Origin of the sequence: Pseudomonas hunanensis (genome assembly GCF_013393325.1) — a bacterium.
GTDB classification, from domain to species: domain Bacteria; phylum Pseudomonadota; class Gammaproteobacteria; order Pseudomonadales; family Pseudomonadaceae; genus Aquipseudomonas; species Aquipseudomonas putida_P.
This window is the reverse complement of record NZ_QJRC01000095.1, coordinates 476,528-493,114: the sequence shown is the minus strand read 5'-3', so window position 1 is coordinate 493,114 and position 16,587 is coordinate 476,528. Positions and strand designations below refer to the sequence as shown.

The following is a 16,587-nucleotide window of genomic DNA, read 5'->3' as shown; positions in this document are numbered from 1 at the left end:
CTCATGCCTTGTTGTTCTTGAAGAAGTCAGCTTCGCTGACGATACGGTTGACCAGGCGACCGACGCCTTCCACTTCCACCACCACTTCATCGCCCGGCACCACATCGGCCAGGCCTTCTGGCGTGCCGGTGGCGATCATGTCGCCCGGTTGCAGGGTCATGAAGCTGGAGAAGTATTCGATGAGGTGCGGAATGTCGAAGATCATGTCTGCGGTGGTGCCTTCCTGCTTCAGCTCACCGTTGATCCAGGTGCGCAGCTTCAGGTTGCTGACGTCTGGCACATCGGCCGCATCGACGATCCACGGGCCGACCGGGGTGGTGGCGTCGCGGTTTTTTACCCGCAGGTTGGGGCGGTAGTAGTTTTCCAGGTAGTCGCGGATGGCGTAGTCGTTGCACACGGTGTAGCCGGCTACATAGTCCAGGGCGTTTTCACGCTTGACGTTTTTTGCCGGCTTGCCGATGACCGCGACCAGCTCGCACTCGTAATGCATGTACTCGACGTTGTCTGGGCGCCAGGTGACCTGGTTGTGGCCGGTGTAGGTGCCCGGCGACTTGATGAAGGCCAAGGGTTCGGTGGGTGGCGCGAAGGCCAGCTCCTTGGCGTGGTCGGCGTAGTTCAGGCCCAGGGCGAACATGCTGCCGGTGGCCGGTGGCAGCCAGGTGACCTGGTCCTGATGCACTAGGCGGCCATCGGCCAGGCGCAGGTGATCGTCTTCGACAGTAACGTCATGAACCTGGCCGTCGAACTGGATACGGGCGTGTTTCACAGGTAATTCCTCACTCGGCGACGATGTAGTTGGTCAGCTTGCCCAGGCCGTCGATCTCGATATCGACGCGGTCACCTGGCTGGACATCGACGCGGCCCTCGGGGGTGCCGGTGATCACGATGTCGCCGGCGTGCAGGGTCATGAACTCACTCAGTTCGGCAATCAGTTGCGGGACGCTGCGTACCATGTTGGCGGTGCTGTTCTCCTGAGCGACTACACCGTTCACATACAGCTTCAGGGTCAGCTGATGTGGGTCGGTGATGGCTGATACCGGGACAAGGTCCGGACCTATGGCGCAGAAGCCGTCGCGGCATTTGGCCTTGACCGCAGGGCGGTAGTAACTGTCTTCCGGCAGGCTGTATTCATTGACGATGGTGTACCCGGCCACGTGCGTCAGCGCATCGGCCACGCTCACTCGGCTGGCGTCCTTGCCTATCACAACGCCTAGGGCAGGGCCCGGCTGGAGGCGTTCGCCGCCAGCGGGATGGATGACTTCTGCGCCGTGGGAGTTACGAGTGTTCGGGGTCTTGATGAACAGTACCGGCTTAACTGGCGCCTGTTTGTAGGGCGGCTGTTCGAACTCGGTAAGACGCTGCTGCAGCAGACCGTTGTAGTTCAGCGCTACGCCAAACAAGGTGCCGTTTGCAACGTCATGCAACGCATGGCTCATGCTTCTCTCCTGGCAGGTGGGGCAGCGCGCTGCCCCCAATATTCGTTAATGTGTTAACGTTATAGTTAATATGTTAACGAAGGTCAAGGGCTCTGCTGCCGATCTGACGCGAGGCAGCCGTCGTTGACCCTCACCTCAGGCTGAAAAACCCTGGAACCGATGTGCCGCGTCCGTCCTGCTCATTCAAAACTGTCTTCAGGCTCGGATGGAAAATGTGTGCTGCTTGTTGTTGGCGGTGACCGGGGGCATTCACAGTATTGTTGTTGATCGTTGATAATGACTCTATTCTTGCGAACTTCCATTACTAAGGTCCCACCATGTCCAGTACGCCACCTTCACTCACATTGAGCCTTCTCCAGGCCAGGGAGGCTGCGATGGCATTTTTCAGGCCATTGCTTAACGAACATGATCTGACCGAGCAGCAGTGGCGTGTTATCCGCATACTCAGCCAGCAAGGCGAGCTTGAGAGTCATCAGTTAGCCCAGTTGGCCTGTATACTAAAACCCAGTATGACAGGCGTTCTGAGTAGGCTAGAACGAGACGGGTTGGTGCTTCGGAATAAAAGTTCACAGGATCAACGGAGAGTCTTTGTCTCCCTTACTGAGGTGGGTGAAAGATGCTATACCTCTATGCGCGAGGGAATGGAGCGTAACTATCAGAAAATCCAATCTCAGTTTGGAGAGGCTAAGCTGCAGCAGTTAATGGATCTGTTGAATGAGCTCAAACGTATCGAGCCTTAAACCCGCACGCGATGTGCGACGCTGCCGCGTGGATCAAGCCGTCACGCGGCGCGTGCTGGTTAAAGGTTGCATTGGCGGCTAGGAGCTCGTAATCGCAGGCAGATAATTTCCTGCCCATGAACGGCACCAAACCTATGCGCCATCATTCATGTGACACTCTTGCGGCAAGTGGTGCTGAAATTCTTGATGCTACGGCGCTTAATAAGCGTATACGAATCTAAGCTGAAGAGAATTTTCCATTTTAGCCCCTTCACTGACTACCGTGTCGTGCATAAGCTGACCAAGTACTTGGACTTGGGGGGTAAGGGACGTGGCCAATGAAAAAACCAATGCTCCGTTATTTCGGTTGGTGGTTAAGGTGGTTCCCGAAAGTGAAGTTTTACTGCCCCAACTATGCCGATAGGTGACTGCAGCCCAAGTGTCTGGCGTTAAATGGTACCGCAGGTGGTTGTGAAGCTGGAATAATGGATCCTTGGAACTGCGTGTATGAACGCTTTTAGAATAAAATTCGGTTTCTGCAATGACATCCCAACTGATTTTCGAAGATAGTCTGCGTAGGTAGGCTATCTGGAAGTCTGCGGCATATCGATCATCGCTGAGAGAAAAACCTTCATTGCGGTGGCTACCGGTAGGGGCAGTGAAAAATGCCGACCAGCCCAGGTACCTATCGCGCTGACGATCAGCGATCGTCCAGACCGTTGCGCCAACTGATGCATCGCCAACCCCCGACATTTGATTGTTGTCGCCAATCCGCTGCCTGCCATAAGGGATAAAGAATTGCGGGGCCCATGTGTAGCCGGTGTTGAAAAACTGAGCGAAATGAACGTACTTGAAAACCCCTAGATCTAACTTCAGATCAAGTTTTTGCGGGCTCTTCTTGCCGTTGGTGTAATAGTCTTCAGCTCGGAGGTTTTGCTGGTAGAAAATCAGAAGGTCAGTGCCATTAGGTAATGCGGTGTAATCGCCGGGATCCGGTTTTACATCTGCCCAAAGCACATTTGAAAGGGCGAGTAGGCTGAAACTCGCAGCAAGGCGCTTAGTGTGTAACATTGTCGTCTCGGCTGTTATTTTTATTATTGATGAGTGCTATTCTCAGTCTCCAAGTGCGGAGCTGATCATGCTTTGATAAACGGATGAGCGGGCATTTAGACGCCAGCCTCTGTTGTGAGGCTGGCGCTTGTCATTTATTTAGTGCTCTTGAAAGTAACCAATTTGTCCGCCAGTAATGAACGCTGGGATGTGATCATTTTGGCTTCGGAGGGCTTTGGTCCAATCGTCATGCTGACTTTGAGCATCCAGCACACCAGTGATATTGCCGTGATCGTCGAGCAGTAGCATAGCGCCATATATGATGAATACGACATCAGTTTCTTCGGTGTTGTGGTCGGCGACCTTTAGCGTATGGACCGAACCTGGTGGCTCATAAAGGTACGAGCCTGCGGTGCTCGATGGCGACCCAACGTGCTCCAAATAGGTCCATTCACCCTTCAAGGTGTAGGCATGCACCGCGCCGGTATGTTTATGAGGGGGCAATTGCACGCCAGGAGCAAAGCTGATCCGTACGGCGAATACGCCACCCTCGACATCTGCCTGAAGTAACTTCAGGTTTAGACCTTCCGCGTAGTAGTCGCGGGCGAAGGGAAACGCGTCGGTGTCTACGTGCAACGACATAGGCAGTGGAGCATTCATAGAAGCGGTCATGGGTATCTCCTCGTTATTATATTTTGGCTTGAACTTACAGTGGCTACCCGTTGTAGGGAATTGTGGCCAGCGTGCCGCCATCAATCGGCAGTGCAACGCCATTAATGAAACTTGCATCGTCCGAGAGTAGGAAAACTACGCCAGCCGCGATTTCCTCAGGCTGTGCAACGCGATGCATTGGCGAAACGCTGCCCATGCCTTTCAGGCCTTTATTCAGGTCGCCGTCAAAGGTCTCATGAATGATTTTTCGCAGCATGGGGGTATCAACCATCCCAGGCATTACGCAGTTCAAACGAACATTTGTGCCAGCGAGGTCGGCGGCACCTGTGCGCACCATCCCCAGCACGGCGTGTTTAGCTGCGGTGTATGCGATCGAACCAGCTAGTCCACGTGCGCTCGCGATGGAGCCGGTGTTCACGATGGAGCCGAAACCTTGTTTCACCATGATCGGCAAGACATAGCGCATTCCAAGGAAGACACCTTTCAAGTTGACTGCTATGACCTTGTCAAAATCAGCCTCCTGAAACGTCAGAACTGAGCACATAGGCCCTTCGATGCCGGCGTTATTGAAGAAAAAGTCGATGCGGTCAAAGGTGTTGCTTGCCTGGGCAACGTAGGCCTGGACCGATGCGTCTTCAGAAACATCGGCTACCGCAAAGTCGCATTCGCCACCCAGTGCGCGGATCTCGTCTACCAACGTTTTGAGCGCGACTTCATTGCGGTCGACAAGCAGGAGCTGGGCTCCTTCGGCAGAAAGGCGTCTAGCGGTTGCACTGCCGATACCACCTGCCGCGCCGGTGATAATGCCCGCTTTGCCTTGAAAGTTACCATTCATCGTGTTGCTCGCTTTTGTTGTTGGTTTGAGCAGACTATAAGCATGATCGAGCGGTTGTTAACATGTGCATGAAAATTGCCCGGTAGGATTTGGTAAGCGTGGCAGGAATTGTCATCAGTAAAATGGGAGTGCAAATGCCTGGAGTACTTGAACGAAGCGAGGGAGCGTCAGCGTTTGAAGCCCTTCGATCAAACCCTAACGCGGAGTTGAAGTGGCGACTGGACGATGCACAGGGCAGACCAGCGGCGGCGATGTGGCATGCGAATGATCTGGAGCTCAGCGAGGCTGCCCTTGAGGAGGTCCGATTGACCTACCACATTGCGGGTAGTACCCGAGTCGACAGCATTCACCAAGGACGAAGAGCATGTGCGGGCGTCAAAGCGCGCTCCTTGGCCATCACCGGGCCCGGCTCTTACGAATGGCGATTGCACGGCACGCTTGATTTCGCGCAGCTTTATCTCTGGCCAGACAGTTCCGGCGAAGATGAGTCAACACTGGCAATCAAGCCCATGCCTGCCTATTTTCGTAATGCTTTAGGGGCTAAGGATCCTTGGATCGAAGGACTTTTCTTGATGCTCTTGTCCTATCCCCTCGAGGAAGGGCACCGTCGAGCGGAACTGCTGCGTGGTATGCACGAGAAGATCGTGGAGCATTTGCACCTGCGATACTCCACCTTGGATCGGCCCTCAGGCGTCAGCCGCCTGACGGTGCAAGGCGGCCTCTCCTCGGAGGTGCTTAGGCGAGTGCAGCAGGAAATGGCGGAGCATCTGTCGGATCCCCTACGGGTATCAGACCTCGCAAGACTCTGCGGATGTTCGGAGAGTCATTTTTATCGCGCTTTCAAAGAGTCTGCAGGCCGTTCACCCTATCAATACCTGCTGGATCTCCGTGTACAGGTCGCGCGCGACCAACTCGCGAAATCGGATGTGCCGATTTCTGAAATTGGCCGTAACGTGGGTTTCCCCAACGCAGCGAAATTCAGCGCGGCATTTGCGGACCGACAAGGTGTCACGCCAAGTGCTTACCGACGCCTCAATTCCATCAGCTCATGAAATTGTCAAAAAGCTCTTTCGTCATCTGGCGAAGCCAGATATTCGCGGGGTCGTGATGGTGTCGGGGATGCCAATACTGGCGCAGGGAAAATTTCGGTAGTGGCATCGGGGGCTCCAGCATTCTAACGGCATTGTAACGTTCAAAAACCCGGGCCAATTCCCTGGGCACGGTCGCGACCAAGGTAGGGTTGTTTTCAAGGATCATCGGCACCATCAGGAAGTGCGGAGTGGTGAGGTAGATGTCGCGTTTTACTCCCCCTTCGTCGATCGCCCGATCGTACAGGCCGCTTCGATCCGAGAGCGTCACAGATACATGCTGCATGCTAAGAAAACGTTCGATCGTAAAATCAGTTTGGGTCATCGTGCTCTTGTGGCTCACGATGCAGGCGAAGGTGTGGGGGAACAGTTCTTGTCGGAACAATTCGGGCGCTTCCAGATATGGCGAACCGAGTGCCAAATCGGCGTCTCCTGACTCCAGGCAGGCCGCAATTTTCTCGCTGGGGGCCTGGATCGTGCGGATGCGGCAGTGCGGAGCGATGCTTCGTAATCGCTCGATCAAGCGCGGCAAAAAAACCAACTCTCCCATATCGCTCATGCAGAAGCTGAAGACCCGCCGGGATGTAGCGGGATCGAAAGAAGCCTGAGTCATGAGCTTTACCCGCACAGTAGAGATGATCTCTAGCACCAGCGGGGCCAAGCCTTCTGCGTACGGGGTAGGGCGCATAACATCGCCAACTCTGACAAACAGGGGGTCGGCATAAAAATCTCTCAACCGACGCAGCGCGTGACTCATGGCGCTCTGGGTCAAGCCAAGCTGATCAGCGGCCTTGGTGACGCTGCCTTCACGTAATAACGCATCGAATGCAAGAAGAAGATTCAAGTCGAGTTTTCTTTCATGTATGTCATGCATGCTGTGTATGCGCCGTATGATCTGTGCGCATGCATGATCAGGTCATATCATCAATCTGGCAAGCCACCCCCGCGGTGGATATCTATAAAAAGAATTGGTGATGAGGTCTTTGTATGCTTCTGAAAAACGCCTGGTATGTGGCCGCTTGGTCGTCTGAGGTCCCCAGCGGGGGCTTTCTCGCCCGCACGCTTTTGAACGTTCCTGTGACCCTTTGGCGAGATACCAGCGGCAAGGCAATTGCGTTTGAGGACCGTTGCTGTCACCGCGGTGCTCCTCTGTCAAAGGGTCGCCTGGAGGGCGACAGTGTGCGCTGCATGTATCACGGCCTGGTATTCGACACCAGCGGTGCATGCATAGAAATCCCCGGTCAGGATCGTATTCCCCCCCAAGCCAAAGTGCGGACATTTCCGATCGTGGAACGGCACAAATGGATCTGGATCTGGATGGGCGATGTGGCACTCGCTGACGAGTCGCTAATCCCAGATACGCACTGGCTGGACGATCCCGAATGGAGAAGCTTGGAGGGGTATACCCACTATGCGACCAACTACTTGTTGATTGCCGATAATTTGCTCGACCTTGCCCACTTGCCCTATGTCCATCCGACTACTCTGGGCGGTGACGAAGCATATGCAGCCTGTATTCCTGAAGTTAAAAAGCTTCCCAATGGTGTACGAGTCACCCGTTGGGGGGAGGGCATCAAGCCTGCTCCTTTTGTGCAGAATGTGAAGAACTACCCTGGCATGGTGGACCGTTGGAACATCTACGACTTTATTCTTCCAGGTATTTTCCTGATGGATTCGGGCATGCAGCCAACGGGATTGGGCGCAAAGGAGGGCGCGCGCGTTGACGCGGCAGAATTCCGTAGTACCCAGGCACTGACACCGGAAACGGATACCTCGACCCACTATTTCTTCGCACAACCTCACAACTTCTCGCTGGACGAGCCTGCGGTAACAGAGGCGATCCATCAGCAGGTGATCACGGCCTTCAAGGAAGACAGTGAAATGATCCACGCCCAGGATCACAGTCTTAATTTGATGCCTGACTTCAAGATGATCCCTATTGGGGCCGATGCAGCGCTGTCCTACTTCCGCTGGCTGGTCGCCAAAACCTACGCCGCCGAGCAGGCAGCGTCGAATCCAGTACAAATTCAGGAGGTCGCTCGTGGCTGAGTGGCGGGAGGTCCGCATCGAGTCGGTCGCTCAGGTAGCAGAGGGCATTCTCGATATCCTGCTCTGTCCAATCACTGAGCAGCCGCTCGTACTCGCTGAGCCAGGCGCGCATATTGATGTGCGCCTGCCTAATGGTCTTATCAGGCAATACTCGATTCATCAGTGTCACGGCGCGGGTGGAGGCTACCAACTTGGCATCGGGTTGGCAGTTCCATCCAGAGGAGGCTCTTCGTTCATCCATGAGCACTTCAAAGCTGGACAAACTGTAGAGATCAGTGCGCCGCGCAATCATTTTGGTTTGGACACCAACGCTCCCGGCTATGTGTTTATCGCGGGTGGAATTGGCATAACCCCGATCTTGAGCATGATCCGATGGTGCGAGGTGCACGATAAGCCCTGGCAGTTGTTGTACTGTGCACGTAATAGGGCTCGTGCCGCTTACTACCAGGAGATACCAGCAGATCGGGTGACATTGCACCTTGATGACGAGCATCAGGGGCGGCCGGATTTGAAAGCCTTCATTGGCCAGGCCAGGCCAGGAGAGCATCTGTATTGTTGCGGCCCTGCACCACTAATGGATGCAGTTGATGATGTAGCCCGGGCGGTGATGCCGGCTCAGAATATTCATTTTGAGCGATTCTCCGCGCCTGTTGCAGATGTTGATTCGCAGCGAAACGGCCAGGACTCGAGCTTCACGATCGCATTGGCTCAGAGTGGCGTGGAATATACTGTGCCTGCCCAATCCAGCGTATTGGATGTGCTTGAAGCAGTGGGCGTATCAATGCCTTATTCCTGTCGGGAGGGGCTCTGCCGTACCTGTGAATGCACCGTGCTGGAAGGGGAGGTCGACCATCGGGATTACGTACTGAGTGATCAGGAGCGCGACAGTAACCAGGTGATGTTGCTGTGCGTCTCGCGGGCGCGATCCTCCAAGCTTGTATTGGATCTATAGTCGTACTTTTCCCGATGCAGTAGATCATGGTTATCGGAGTTTCTTATGAAATCAGCTGAGCTTAATGAGATCCATGCGCTCCTGAATGCTCGCAAATCAACCCCTCCAGGGTCTCTTCAAGAGGCGCGGAAAGGGTATGATCAACTGTGTGCAATGTTTCAGCCGCATGCGAGTCTCAGGTTTGAGTCGCTTGAACTGGGAGGGGTGCCAGCACTTCGTGGTGCCACTGCCAACTGCCCGACGGTGGGTAACACGATACTGTACGTCCATGGCGGTGGTTTCATGGTTGGCAGTGCAGCAGGTTTCAAAGGCCTTGCTGGCTCACTTGCGCTTCACGCAGATGCCCAGGTTTTTGTTCTGGATTATCGTCTCGCACCCGAGTATCCATTCCCTGCCGGACGAGATGACGTCCTTCGGGCCTACAAGGCGTTACTGGCAGCGGGGATACCTCCCCAAAAAATTGCTCTGGCTGGTGACTCTGCGGGCGCGCAACTTATTCTAAGCAGCCTGCTTGAGGCTAAGGCCCAAAACGTGAGTCTCCCTGGCGCCATCTTGGCGCTCTCGCCTTGGGTTGATCTAACCCTTTCAGGGGGCTCGCTCTACAGTAAGGCCGATGATGACGTATTCCTGTCTGCGGCCAAACTCACCGGATGCGCCCAGGCTTACTTTGGAGCGGGCAATGCTTCCGACGAGGCCAGCGTCGTACTGACGGGGGACTTGCAGGAGTTTCCACCGTTGATGATTCAGGTCGGTTCTGCAGAGATTCTCCTGGACGATGCGCTCCGCTTGGCCAATCATGCCATTTCAAATAATGTGATGACCCGTCTGGAGGTTTGGCCAGACATGTTCCACGTCTGGCACGCTTTTGCTCCAAGGCTACGGGAGGGGCGAGAGGCTCTGGCTCAGGCTGGTGAATTCTTGAAACAGCATCTCCAGTCTCACTGAAGCCATCAATTAGGCCGGTCGCTGTTCATGACCTGAACAGCTGCTGGTGGTTTTATGCAGAAGGTCTATTTCAGGCCGAAACTTAGGCCTTCTTGCTAGCCGCATGCTCCCGCGCACTCTGCAAAGAGCCTTCGAGCAAACGTGAGTTGTCATAAGTGCGTCTGATCGTGCAAGCGACACGAGCTTTCCGAAGCAGATTGGGAGATGGTCGAAGACCTCTTCACCGCTTATCGAGTACATGTGGTTGAGACCACGGATCCTTACGCGATCAATTTCAACCCTGTCGCGAGCAAAATCGGATTTTCAGAAGCGTGCTGGTCGAGACTATTTAGTATACGCAATTGAGCAAGGCCACCCCTATCAGAATGGTTAGATCCGGGAGGACATTTGAGCTGAGGTGGAAAAGTTACGGAGGTCTGACCTGTTGGTCCTGAACTCCCCCATCTATTGGTTCTCAATGCCTGCGATGATTAAGGGGGGGCGAAAAGGTCTTCCTATCGAGGCTTTTCTATGGGCTTCGACGGATTTTTAATCACGGCGGCATGGAGGGAAAGCAAGCGCTGGTCTGTGCCAGACTGGTGGCCGGGAAGCGATGTTCGGATACCCTGGAAACTATTCTGACGCCTTTTCTCAAAGGCCCCTTAGGCTACGCTGGGGTTGACGTGCTTGAAAAATTTTTCAACTTCCATATTCCATACTTGGATAGCAGCGTACGCAGCGAGGTTTAGGCCGAGTGGCAGGCCTGCCTAGTGAACCTGTCCACTCGCCAAGCGCTACCTATGCCAGACCTTGCGCATTACAACGAGCGGCTGCAACTGCGCTAGCAAGTCCTTCGATCATGGATCACAACGCTTTTGGTTGAATTTAATAACCCAGAGTTTCGTGTGGTCACGGTATCAATACCGGTAGCTTATATCAACTCTGTCGATCAGGCGCGTCATGGCGGCGAAAACGTCTTCCCCTGCACCGTATTTCGGATGAATGCTCAGGTTTTCGCGAACGCAGCTCTCAAGTACAGGTTGCGGTATATTGATCGGGATGCCCATGCTCATAGTGGCTAGTTGAACTTCACAAGCTCGCTGTACCAGCCACATGAGCGAAAAAGCTTCGGCTAGCGTATGGCCGATGACGACCGGGCCATGATTTTTCAGGAGCAAGATCGGCTTGTGTCCTGCGCTTTGAACAATTCGCAAACCTTCATCCGCATGGACGGTTATGCCTTCAAACTCATGATAGGCCACGCGTCCGTGCAACATCGCGGCGTAGAAGTTGCTGTAGCTGAGCCCTCCCTCCAGGCTGCAAACCGCGAGGGTAGGGGTAGTATGCATATGCATTACACAATGCCCAGTAGGGACATGTTGGTGAATTGCCCCGTGGAAAGTGAAGCCTGCCGGATTGATCGGCCAGTCGGATGCTTCAACAAGGGCCCCATTGACGTCGACTTTTATCAGGTTTGAAGCGCGGACTTCACTGTAATGCAGGCCGAAGGGGTTGATTAAAAAGTGCGCGTCCGGCCCTGGGACACGTAAAGAAATGTGATTATAGATGGACTCCGACCAGCCCAAGTAATCAAAGATTCTGTAGCATGCTGCGAGTTTGACCCTGGCTTGCCATTCGAGCTCGCTGTATTTAAGAGGGCGGTTGAAATAGTGTGCGGTGGACAAGGCGAGTCTCCTTGCAAAAAGTGGATGGTAGAGATTGATGAGGCGACATTTGCAGGTTGCAGGTTAGCGAGCTCAAAAGGTTCAGCGGTAGCCGAATTAAGCGCTAAATATCCACATCCGGCTGGAAACTCCTGTCAGCGGCGTAAGGTTTCAGAGGGTAGCTCGGAGAATCGGTTTCTATAGGCTGCACTGAAGCGCCCTAGATGAGTGAACCCACAGCGCTCGGCAATATCGGCGATAAGCGTGCCGGGTGGTGATTCTCTCAAAAGTTCGCGAGCATCTTGCAGTCGGAGCTCTCGCAAATAACGCATTGGGGTGGTCTGGTGTGATTTTGCGAAGCTATCGCATAGGGCGCGTACACTCGTATTGGCAGCGCGCGCGATTTCTCCCAGTGTCAGAGCACGTTGGCGCTGCTCGTGAATGAAGGCCAATGCTATTTTTACCTGTTTGGGCAACACAGATTGGTGGCGAGTCGTTATGAATCGCGCGGACTTGTAGTACTCCTCCAGTGCAAACATAAGTACTAATTCGCTGATGCAATGGGCGGTACCGTGATTTGCAGCCTGAGACGGTGAAGTCGCGTTGCAGAGAAGGACGTTCAGCAAGCCTAGCCATCTGATCTGTGCTTCACCGCACGCCAGGGCAGGATTGAAATCGAGGGGCGAGGCATGGTCATGCCCATATACCTCCAGATGCTTGGACCTGAGCAAATCCTTGGGAATACGGACGTGGACTCTCCAGCTGTCCTCGCTGAACTGCTTACTTGCGCTGCAATGACTGCCGTCAAACATGACTAAGCCCGCACCGCCGGCGCTCGCACCTTTATGGTTACGGGTCTGTGCCCAGCCCTGCAACTGGGTGCTAATAAGTAGCGTTCCTGTTGGTGACTGTTGGAGATCCACCTCTGTGCCAAAACTAAGGCTTGCCAGTTCCAGACTATTGAATTTGCAGCTGTGCAGGTGCATGTCGAAGGTGGCACGGTCTTTCTCTACGGTGATGACGTTACCGCTGTACACGTTTTCAAGGCACTGTGACGCCTCTTTCAAATCTGCGCTGCTATGGGAGTTTGACCACGACGCAATTGCCGCACGGGCTTGCACTTTTAGCGTGTGGATGAGCGCGCCCTGCAGGTGATGATTCTCGCCCTGAGCAGGCTGGGTATTATGGCCAAGGATGGCCGGACGCAATCTAACCATTGTTCATACCTCAAGGGTCGCCAAAGGCTTGCAGGCTCCGTAACTGGCCCTTATGCCAATGATTCTCAAGCAGCCACCAAGCTAGACCTCTAGCGAGGTGGCACCTTGAGTGGTGCCGGACTGCCATGAAGGCAAAACGTCATTCTCATGGTTTGGCGAGCGAATTTGCCATGAGCGTCGTTCATGGGGCGTATGTGCAATACGGCATAGAGATTCGCGTGATGTCAGGGTTAATATGAAAACAATTTAAATCACAATAATAAAAAATGAGTGATTGCCTCTATGTTATTCCTGTCCCTATTCCTCATGCTCCCTCCCTTGAATGTGAAGTCGCCAATTACTTACTGCAAATCGAATCCAGCGCATTTGTCAGTGTGCGATTAATCCGCGCAGCGCATGCCCCGTGTGTGTTGGATGCCAGGCAAAATTATGAGGTTCGCGCCACCTGAGCGGCTGTGGCTAGAGATTATGGCCCGGCTCGAATACGCCTAATCGATGCCTGCGCATCGTTGTTCGTATGTTTCAATTAAAGCTGTTTGTAGAACAAAAATAATAATTTGAGGGTTTTAACGTGCGTGCTATGTCTATCCCTGTTGTCATCTGCATGAGTGCCGGCAGTGTTGTTTTTCCCTTTGAAGTGCGTGCGGACTGGCTTGATGACAGCTCAGGCTCGCTTGAGTTTCGAAATTTTTATATGAATCGAGACTTTAGACAATCCGGCGCACAGCAGAGCAAAGCCGATGAGTGGGCTCAAGGCTTTATCTTCAAGATAGAGTCTGGGTTTACACCCGGCGTGGTCGGACTAGGGCTGGATGCGATAGGCATGTTGGGAGTCAAGCTTGATTCGAGCCGCGCTCGGCGTGGAACGGGACTCTTGCCATTCGACCATGATGGAGAGCCGGTAGATGATTACAGTGAGCTTGGTTTGAGTGCAAAACTGAAATTGTCCAAAACGGTGCTCAAGGCCGGGACCTTGATGCCTCAATTGCCCGTAGCGTCCTATAATGATGTACGCCTACTTCCCTCAACATTTACAGGTACATCGGTTTCCTCCCAGGAAATTGATGGATTGACCTTCAATGCGGCACGCTTGGAAAAGCAGAATTATCGTGATTCCTCGAGCAATGACGAGATGAGCTATGGTGGCGTTAACAGCAGTCATTTGGATCTGGCGGGCGGCAGCTACGCGCTAACCGAGAGCTTGTCCGCATCCTACTATTACGCCGAGATGAAGGATATTTACCGGCAAAACTATTTTGGCTTTGTTCATAATTATCAACCCGCTTCGGCTTTGAGTATCAAAACGGATCTACGCTTATTTGAAACTACAGGGGCTGGGAGCAAGAAACTACGTGGACCGACAAGAGTGGATGGGGGGGCCATTGACAACAGATTCTTGAATGGCATGGTGGCTGTCGGGTTCAAAGCCCATCGCCTGTCACTAGGGTTTCAGACGCTGAGCGGGGAGGGAGACTTCGCCTATCCTGGGCTGGACCCATATTCGGTGAATCTCGGTACCATCGACGTATTCACCCGTGCCAACACTGATTTGTGGCAGGTGCGCTACGACTACAATTTCGTCGCTCAGGGAATACCCGGTTTGACATTCATGACACGTTATTTCGACGTAAAGCACATCGAGACCGCATCGGTGAAAGGGGGTACGCAGTGGGAACGTGACTCCGATCTCATCTACACAGTGCAAAGTGGAACGTTTAAAGGCCTAAACATCAGGCTGAGAAATGCATCGCTGCGATCGGGAAATGGTCTCTCCACAGCTATTGATGAGAATCGGATTATCATCGGTTACAGCGTGGCCTTGTGGTAACCCCTTAGCCATCGTGGGCAGTCAGCAGAAGCCCTGCATATGATGCAGGGCAGCAATATCAACGAGTATCAAACCCTACACGGCGGCATCGGATTGCCTGGGGGCGATGGCCCTCTTGTAAATCGAGTGTTTCGGCTTGGCAAATAGCCGCTTCAGCATGGGTTCAAAAAAATCAAGCGGGAGGTGATCGTAGTCTGGGTCAAAACTGGGGGCGTCATATTTTGCGCAAAAGTCGATCGTATATTGATACTGCGGGTGCTCTCTAAATTTCTCCCTAAGATGACGTTCCATACCCAGAAAATGGAAGAAATAATAACCTTGAAAAATTCCGTGATTCTGAATCATCCATAGATTCTCACTACAGATAAATGGCTGAAGAATAGCCGCAGCTATATCAGGGTGGTTAAATGTGCCCAGTGTATCGCCTATATCATGCAGCAAGGCACATATTACATACTCCTCATCGCGGCCATCTCGGTATGCGCGAGTGGCTGTCTGCAGCGAGTGGGTCATACGGTCAACCGGAAAGCCGCCGAAATCACCTTCCAGCAATCGCATATGGGCCATGATACGAGATGGCAGACCTTGGGCGAACGTAGCGAGATCAGCTGCAATAATAGCCCAGTAACTTTCATTGCCGTCTTTTAAATGGGTAAACGTTGCGAGTTGGCTCATGATTATCCTCAGTCAGCAGAAACGAGAGCGATCAAATTTAAACGTTCTCGCGTCCGTAGCTTTGGCATTTATGGACAAATTCGTAATCTTGCGAACACACTCAACCCGAAATGGAGGCTGTCATGTACGCACGGACAACATCTGCAAGCTGGGCTCTAGAAGTTGTCAGATTGCTCGAAAATTTTGGCTTGGACTGCATTTCGCTGCTTGCAGAGCTAGGTGTCGAGTACAGCGCACTCGATGACCCCCAAGCACGGTTGACGCAAGACACACTGACTCGACTTTGGAGGAAAGCGGTCGAGGTAAGCGGTGATCCATCAGTGGGCCTTGCCTTGGGCAGAGCTGTAGGGCCTAGGTCATTTCACGTCGTAGGGTTGGCGATGATGACGAGTGATACATTGCGTCAGGGCTTCGAGAGGTTGGTTCGGTATCAACGAGTCATGTCTGAAGGAGCGGAATTGAGCCTGGTGTCACTAACGGAAGGCGAGGCTTTGATCCTGGGGATGCAGGGAGACCGGCTACCGGTTACTCGTCATAGTATCGAGGCGCCCTTAGCGGGGGTTCTGTCTATAGCTCGGGCCCTGTCAGGACAGACACTGTGTCCGGTAAAAGTCCTGATGGTGGGGCCTCGCCCGGCAGATATCGGTTCATACCGAGCGATGTTTCGATCGCCGCTGTATTTCAATGCGTCTGATTACGCGCTGATTTTCAAGCGTGAGGATGTCGAAAAGCCACTTCGTTCGGCGAACCCTGAGATCGCTAGGTGCAATGACGCATTAGCGGATGACTACTTACGGGGCCTATCCGGCTCACGGGTAACCTATCAGGTGCGACGAGTCCTGCGAAAACTCCTTTCTGAAGCTGATGCGACAAGACAGCGGGTCGCTAGTGAATTATGCGTTTCGGGACGAACGTTGCAGCGTCGGCTTTTGAATGAAGGGGTGAGCTTTCATGCCCTGCTCGATTGCACGCGTCGGGAGCTTGCACTTGAGTACATGGCCCAGTCAGATGTGCCGCTGGTAGAGATTGCAGAACGGCTAGGTTTTAGCGATGCCACCAGTTTTAATAGAGCATTTCGGCGATGGTTTGACATTTCACCTGGAAGATACAGGAATTTACTCAATCAGGACCATGAGAACGTTTGCGGTTGTTAATACTGGTAACTGCCTGCGAGTGGCTCTTGCACGGTTGCCTTCCGTGCCCAGTTCGCTTTACATCGACGCTCCCGCAGGCCATGCATACGATGCATTGTATCCATTAGTCTGGTGATTATGCAGTGATCCACGTATGCAATAGTATCCTTGGAGGGCCGCGCTGGTTACAACATGGCGGTAATTTTAACAAAAACAATAAAGTTGGGCGTGCAATGTTCAATGCTATCAGGCTGAAGCCACTTTGATTGGCTCCAGGACGGTGTTCACTGGTTTAGTAGGCCCCTAGTCGAGGCTGGTGCGAGCGTTAGATTTGTGCTGCTCAGA

The 16,587-nt window shown here is 53.3% G+C and carries 17 protein-coding genes; 8 read left to right on the top strand and 9 right to left on the bottom strand.

Translation table 11 applies throughout. From position 1 onward, the window contains the following. Position 1: 1 nt before the first annotated feature. Both DM807_RS19030 and DM807_RS19025 read right to left on the bottom strand, forming a co-directional pair. Complete coding sequence (locus DM807_RS19030; RefSeq protein ID WP_179027728.1) at positions 2 to 766, bottom strand: fumarylacetoacetate hydrolase family protein; 765 nt, start codon at positions 764 to 766, stop codon at positions 2 to 4. Between the two features lie 10 nt (positions 767 to 776). Then, a complete protein-coding gene (locus tag DM807_RS19025) occupies positions 777 to 1,436 on the bottom strand; it encodes a fumarylacetoacetate hydrolase family protein (protein ID WP_179027727.1) in 660 nt (219 codons plus the stop codon). Between the two features lie 317 nt (positions 1,437 to 1,753). On the opposite strand from DM807_RS19025, the gene hpaR reads away from it, so the two are divergent. Continuing rightward, on the top strand, positions 1,754 to 2,176 hold the full coding sequence (gene hpaR / locus DM807_RS19020) for a homoprotocatechuate degradation operon regulator HpaR (RefSeq protein WP_159266359.1): 423 nt from the start codon (positions 1,754 to 1,756) through the stop codon (positions 2,174 to 2,176). Positions 2,177 to 2,374: 198 nt separating this feature from the next. Here the strand turns inward: hpaR and DM807_RS19015 are convergent, their stop codons facing one another. The 3 genes from DM807_RS19015 to DM807_RS19005 form a co-directional block, all read right to left on the bottom strand. Then, positions 2,375 to 3,226 (bottom strand): transporter, encoded by an 852-nt coding sequence (locus DM807_RS19015; RefSeq protein ID WP_179027726.1) that lies wholly within the window; start codon positions 3,224 to 3,226, stop codon positions 2,375 to 2,377. Positions 3,227 to 3,364: 138 nt separating this feature from the next. Then, complete coding sequence (locus DM807_RS19010; RefSeq protein ID WP_179027725.1) at positions 3,365 to 3,877, bottom strand: 2,4'-dihydroxyacetophenone dioxygenase family protein; 513 nt, start codon at positions 3,875 to 3,877, stop codon at positions 3,365 to 3,367. A gap of 43 nt (positions 3,878 to 3,920) precedes the next feature. After that, positions 3,921 to 4,712, bottom strand: coding sequence for an SDR family NAD(P)-dependent oxidoreductase (locus tag DM807_RS19005; protein WP_159266356.1), 792 nt, complete (start codon positions 4,710 to 4,712; stop codon positions 3,921 to 3,923). Positions 4,713 to 5,017: 305 nt separating this feature from the next. Here DM807_RS19005 and DM807_RS19000 point away from each other — a divergent pair, with 305 nt between their 5' ends. Then, the gene (locus DM807_RS19000) at positions 5,018 to 5,764 is read left to right on the top strand and encodes a helix-turn-helix domain-containing protein (RefSeq protein WP_159266355.1); all 747 of its coding nucleotides are present in this window, start codon (positions 5,018 to 5,020) and stop codon (positions 5,762 to 5,764) included. Here DM807_RS19000 and DM807_RS18995 read toward each other — a convergent pair. After that, positions 5,754 to 6,674: a LysR family transcriptional regulator gene (locus tag DM807_RS18995; RefSeq protein WP_159266354.1), complete on the bottom strand. Its 921-nt coding sequence runs from the start codon at positions 6,672 to 6,674 to the stop codon at positions 5,754 to 5,756. The two genes, DM807_RS19000 and DM807_RS18995, sit on opposite strands and share 11 nt — an antisense overlap. A gap of 113 nt (positions 6,675 to 6,787) precedes the next feature. Here DM807_RS18995 and DM807_RS18990 point away from each other — a divergent pair, with 113 nt between their 5' ends. From DM807_RS18990 to DM807_RS28175, 4 genes are all read left to right on the top strand, one after another. Next, entirely contained in the window at positions 6,788 to 7,849 is a 1,062-nt protein-coding gene (locus tag DM807_RS18990; RefSeq protein WP_179027724.1) for an aromatic ring-hydroxylating dioxygenase subunit alpha, read from the top strand. Next, the gene (locus DM807_RS27960) at positions 7,842 to 8,801 is read left to right on the top strand and encodes a PDR/VanB family oxidoreductase (RefSeq protein ID WP_218647994.1); all 960 of its coding nucleotides are present in this window, start codon (positions 7,842 to 7,844) and stop codon (positions 8,799 to 8,801) included. The genes DM807_RS18990 and DM807_RS27960 overlap by 8 nt, the downstream gene beginning before the upstream one ends. Before the next feature lie 45 nt (positions 8,802 to 8,846). After that, entirely contained in the window at positions 8,847 to 9,746 is a 900-nt protein-coding gene (locus tag DM807_RS18980; RefSeq protein ID WP_159266351.1) for an alpha/beta hydrolase, read from the top strand. A 397-nt stretch (positions 9,747 to 10,143) separates the two neighbouring features. After that, positions 10,144 to 10,278: an NAD(P)H-dependent oxidoreductase gene (locus DM807_RS28175; protein WP_425326930.1), complete on the top strand. Its 135-nt coding sequence runs from the start codon at positions 10,144 to 10,146 to the stop codon at positions 10,276 to 10,278. Between the two features lie 364 nt (positions 10,279 to 10,642). Here the strand turns inward: DM807_RS28175 and DM807_RS18970 are convergent, their stop codons facing one another. Together DM807_RS18970 and DM807_RS18965 are read right to left on the bottom strand one after the other, a co-directional pair. Further along, positions 10,643 to 11,410: a class II aldolase/adducin family protein gene (locus DM807_RS18970; protein WP_179027722.1), complete on the bottom strand. Its 768-nt coding sequence runs from the start codon at positions 11,408 to 11,410 to the stop codon at positions 10,643 to 10,645. A gap of 134 nt (positions 11,411 to 11,544) precedes the next feature. Next, positions 11,545 to 12,606 (bottom strand): AraC family transcriptional regulator, encoded by a 1,062-nt coding sequence (locus DM807_RS18965; protein WP_159266348.1) that lies wholly within the window; start codon positions 12,604 to 12,606, stop codon positions 11,545 to 11,547. A 580-nt stretch (positions 12,607 to 13,186) separates the two neighbouring features. On the opposite strand from DM807_RS18965, the gene DM807_RS18960 reads away from it, so the two are divergent. After that, a complete protein-coding gene (locus DM807_RS18960; RefSeq protein WP_179027721.1) occupies positions 13,187 to 14,434 on the top strand; it encodes an OprD family porin in 1,248 nt (415 codons plus the stop codon). Positions 14,435 to 14,509: 75 nt separating this feature from the next. Here DM807_RS18960 and DM807_RS18955 read toward each other — a convergent pair whose 3' ends face one another. Next, positions 14,510 to 15,109 carry an HD domain-containing protein gene (locus tag DM807_RS18955; protein ID WP_179027720.1) on the bottom strand — a complete coding sequence of 200 codons (600 nt, stop codon included), beginning with the start codon at positions 15,107 to 15,109 and terminating at the stop codon, positions 14,510 to 14,512. Between the two features lie 110 nt (positions 15,110 to 15,219). Here DM807_RS18955 and DM807_RS18950 point away from each other — a divergent pair, with 110 nt between their 5' ends. After that, on the top strand, positions 15,220 to 16,263 hold the full coding sequence (locus DM807_RS18950; protein WP_342356493.1) for an AraC family transcriptional regulator: 1,044 nt from the start codon (positions 15,220 to 15,222) through the stop codon (positions 16,261 to 16,263). The last annotated feature ends 324 nt before the right edge of the window (positions 16,264 to 16,587 follow it).

What these genes read in the sequence shown, in the direction of transcription:
- DM807_RS19005 (WP_159266356.1), bottom strand. Translation starts at nt 4,712, where the DNA reads ATGAATGGTAACTTTCAAGGCAAAGCGGGCATTATCACCGGCGCGGCA.
- hpaR (WP_159266359.1), top strand. Translation starts at nt 1,754, where the DNA reads ATGTCCAGTACGCCACCTTCACTCACATTGAGCCTTCTCCAGGCCAGG.
- DM807_RS18950 (WP_342356493.1), top strand. Translation starts at nt 15,220, where the DNA reads ATGGAGGCTGTCATGTACGCACGGACAACATCTGCAAGCTGGGCTCTA.
- DM807_RS18965 (WP_159266348.1), bottom strand. Translation starts at nt 12,606, where the DNA reads ATGGTTAGATTGCGTCCGGCCATCCTTGGCCATAATACCCAGCCTGCT.
- DM807_RS18955 (WP_179027720.1), bottom strand. Translation starts at nt 15,109, where the DNA reads ATGAGCCAACTCGCAACGTTTACCCATTTAAAAGACGGCAATGAAAGT.
- DM807_RS19025 (WP_179027727.1), bottom strand. Translation starts at nt 1,436, where the DNA reads ATGAGCCATGCGTTGCATGACGTTGCAAACGGCACCTTGTTTGGCGTA.
- DM807_RS18980 (WP_159266351.1), top strand. Translation starts at nt 8,847, where the DNA reads ATGAAATCAGCTGAGCTTAATGAGATCCATGCGCTCCTGAATGCTCGC.
- DM807_RS18995 (WP_159266354.1), bottom strand. Translation starts at nt 6,674, where the DNA reads ATGCATGACATACATGAAAGAAAACTCGACTTGAATCTTCTTCTTGCA.
- DM807_RS18990 (WP_179027724.1), top strand. Translation starts at nt 6,788, where the DNA reads ATGCTTCTGAAAAACGCCTGGTATGTGGCCGCTTGGTCGTCTGAGGTC.
- DM807_RS18960 (WP_179027721.1), top strand. Translation starts at nt 13,187, where the DNA reads ATGTCTATCCCTGTTGTCATCTGCATGAGTGCCGGCAGTGTTGTTTTT.
- DM807_RS19015 (WP_179027726.1), bottom strand. Translation starts at nt 3,226, where the DNA reads ATGTTACACACTAAGCGCCTTGCTGCGAGTTTCAGCCTACTCGCCCTT.
- DM807_RS19010 (WP_179027725.1), bottom strand. Translation starts at nt 3,877, where the DNA reads ATGACCGCTTCTATGAATGCTCCACTGCCTATGTCGTTGCACGTAGAC.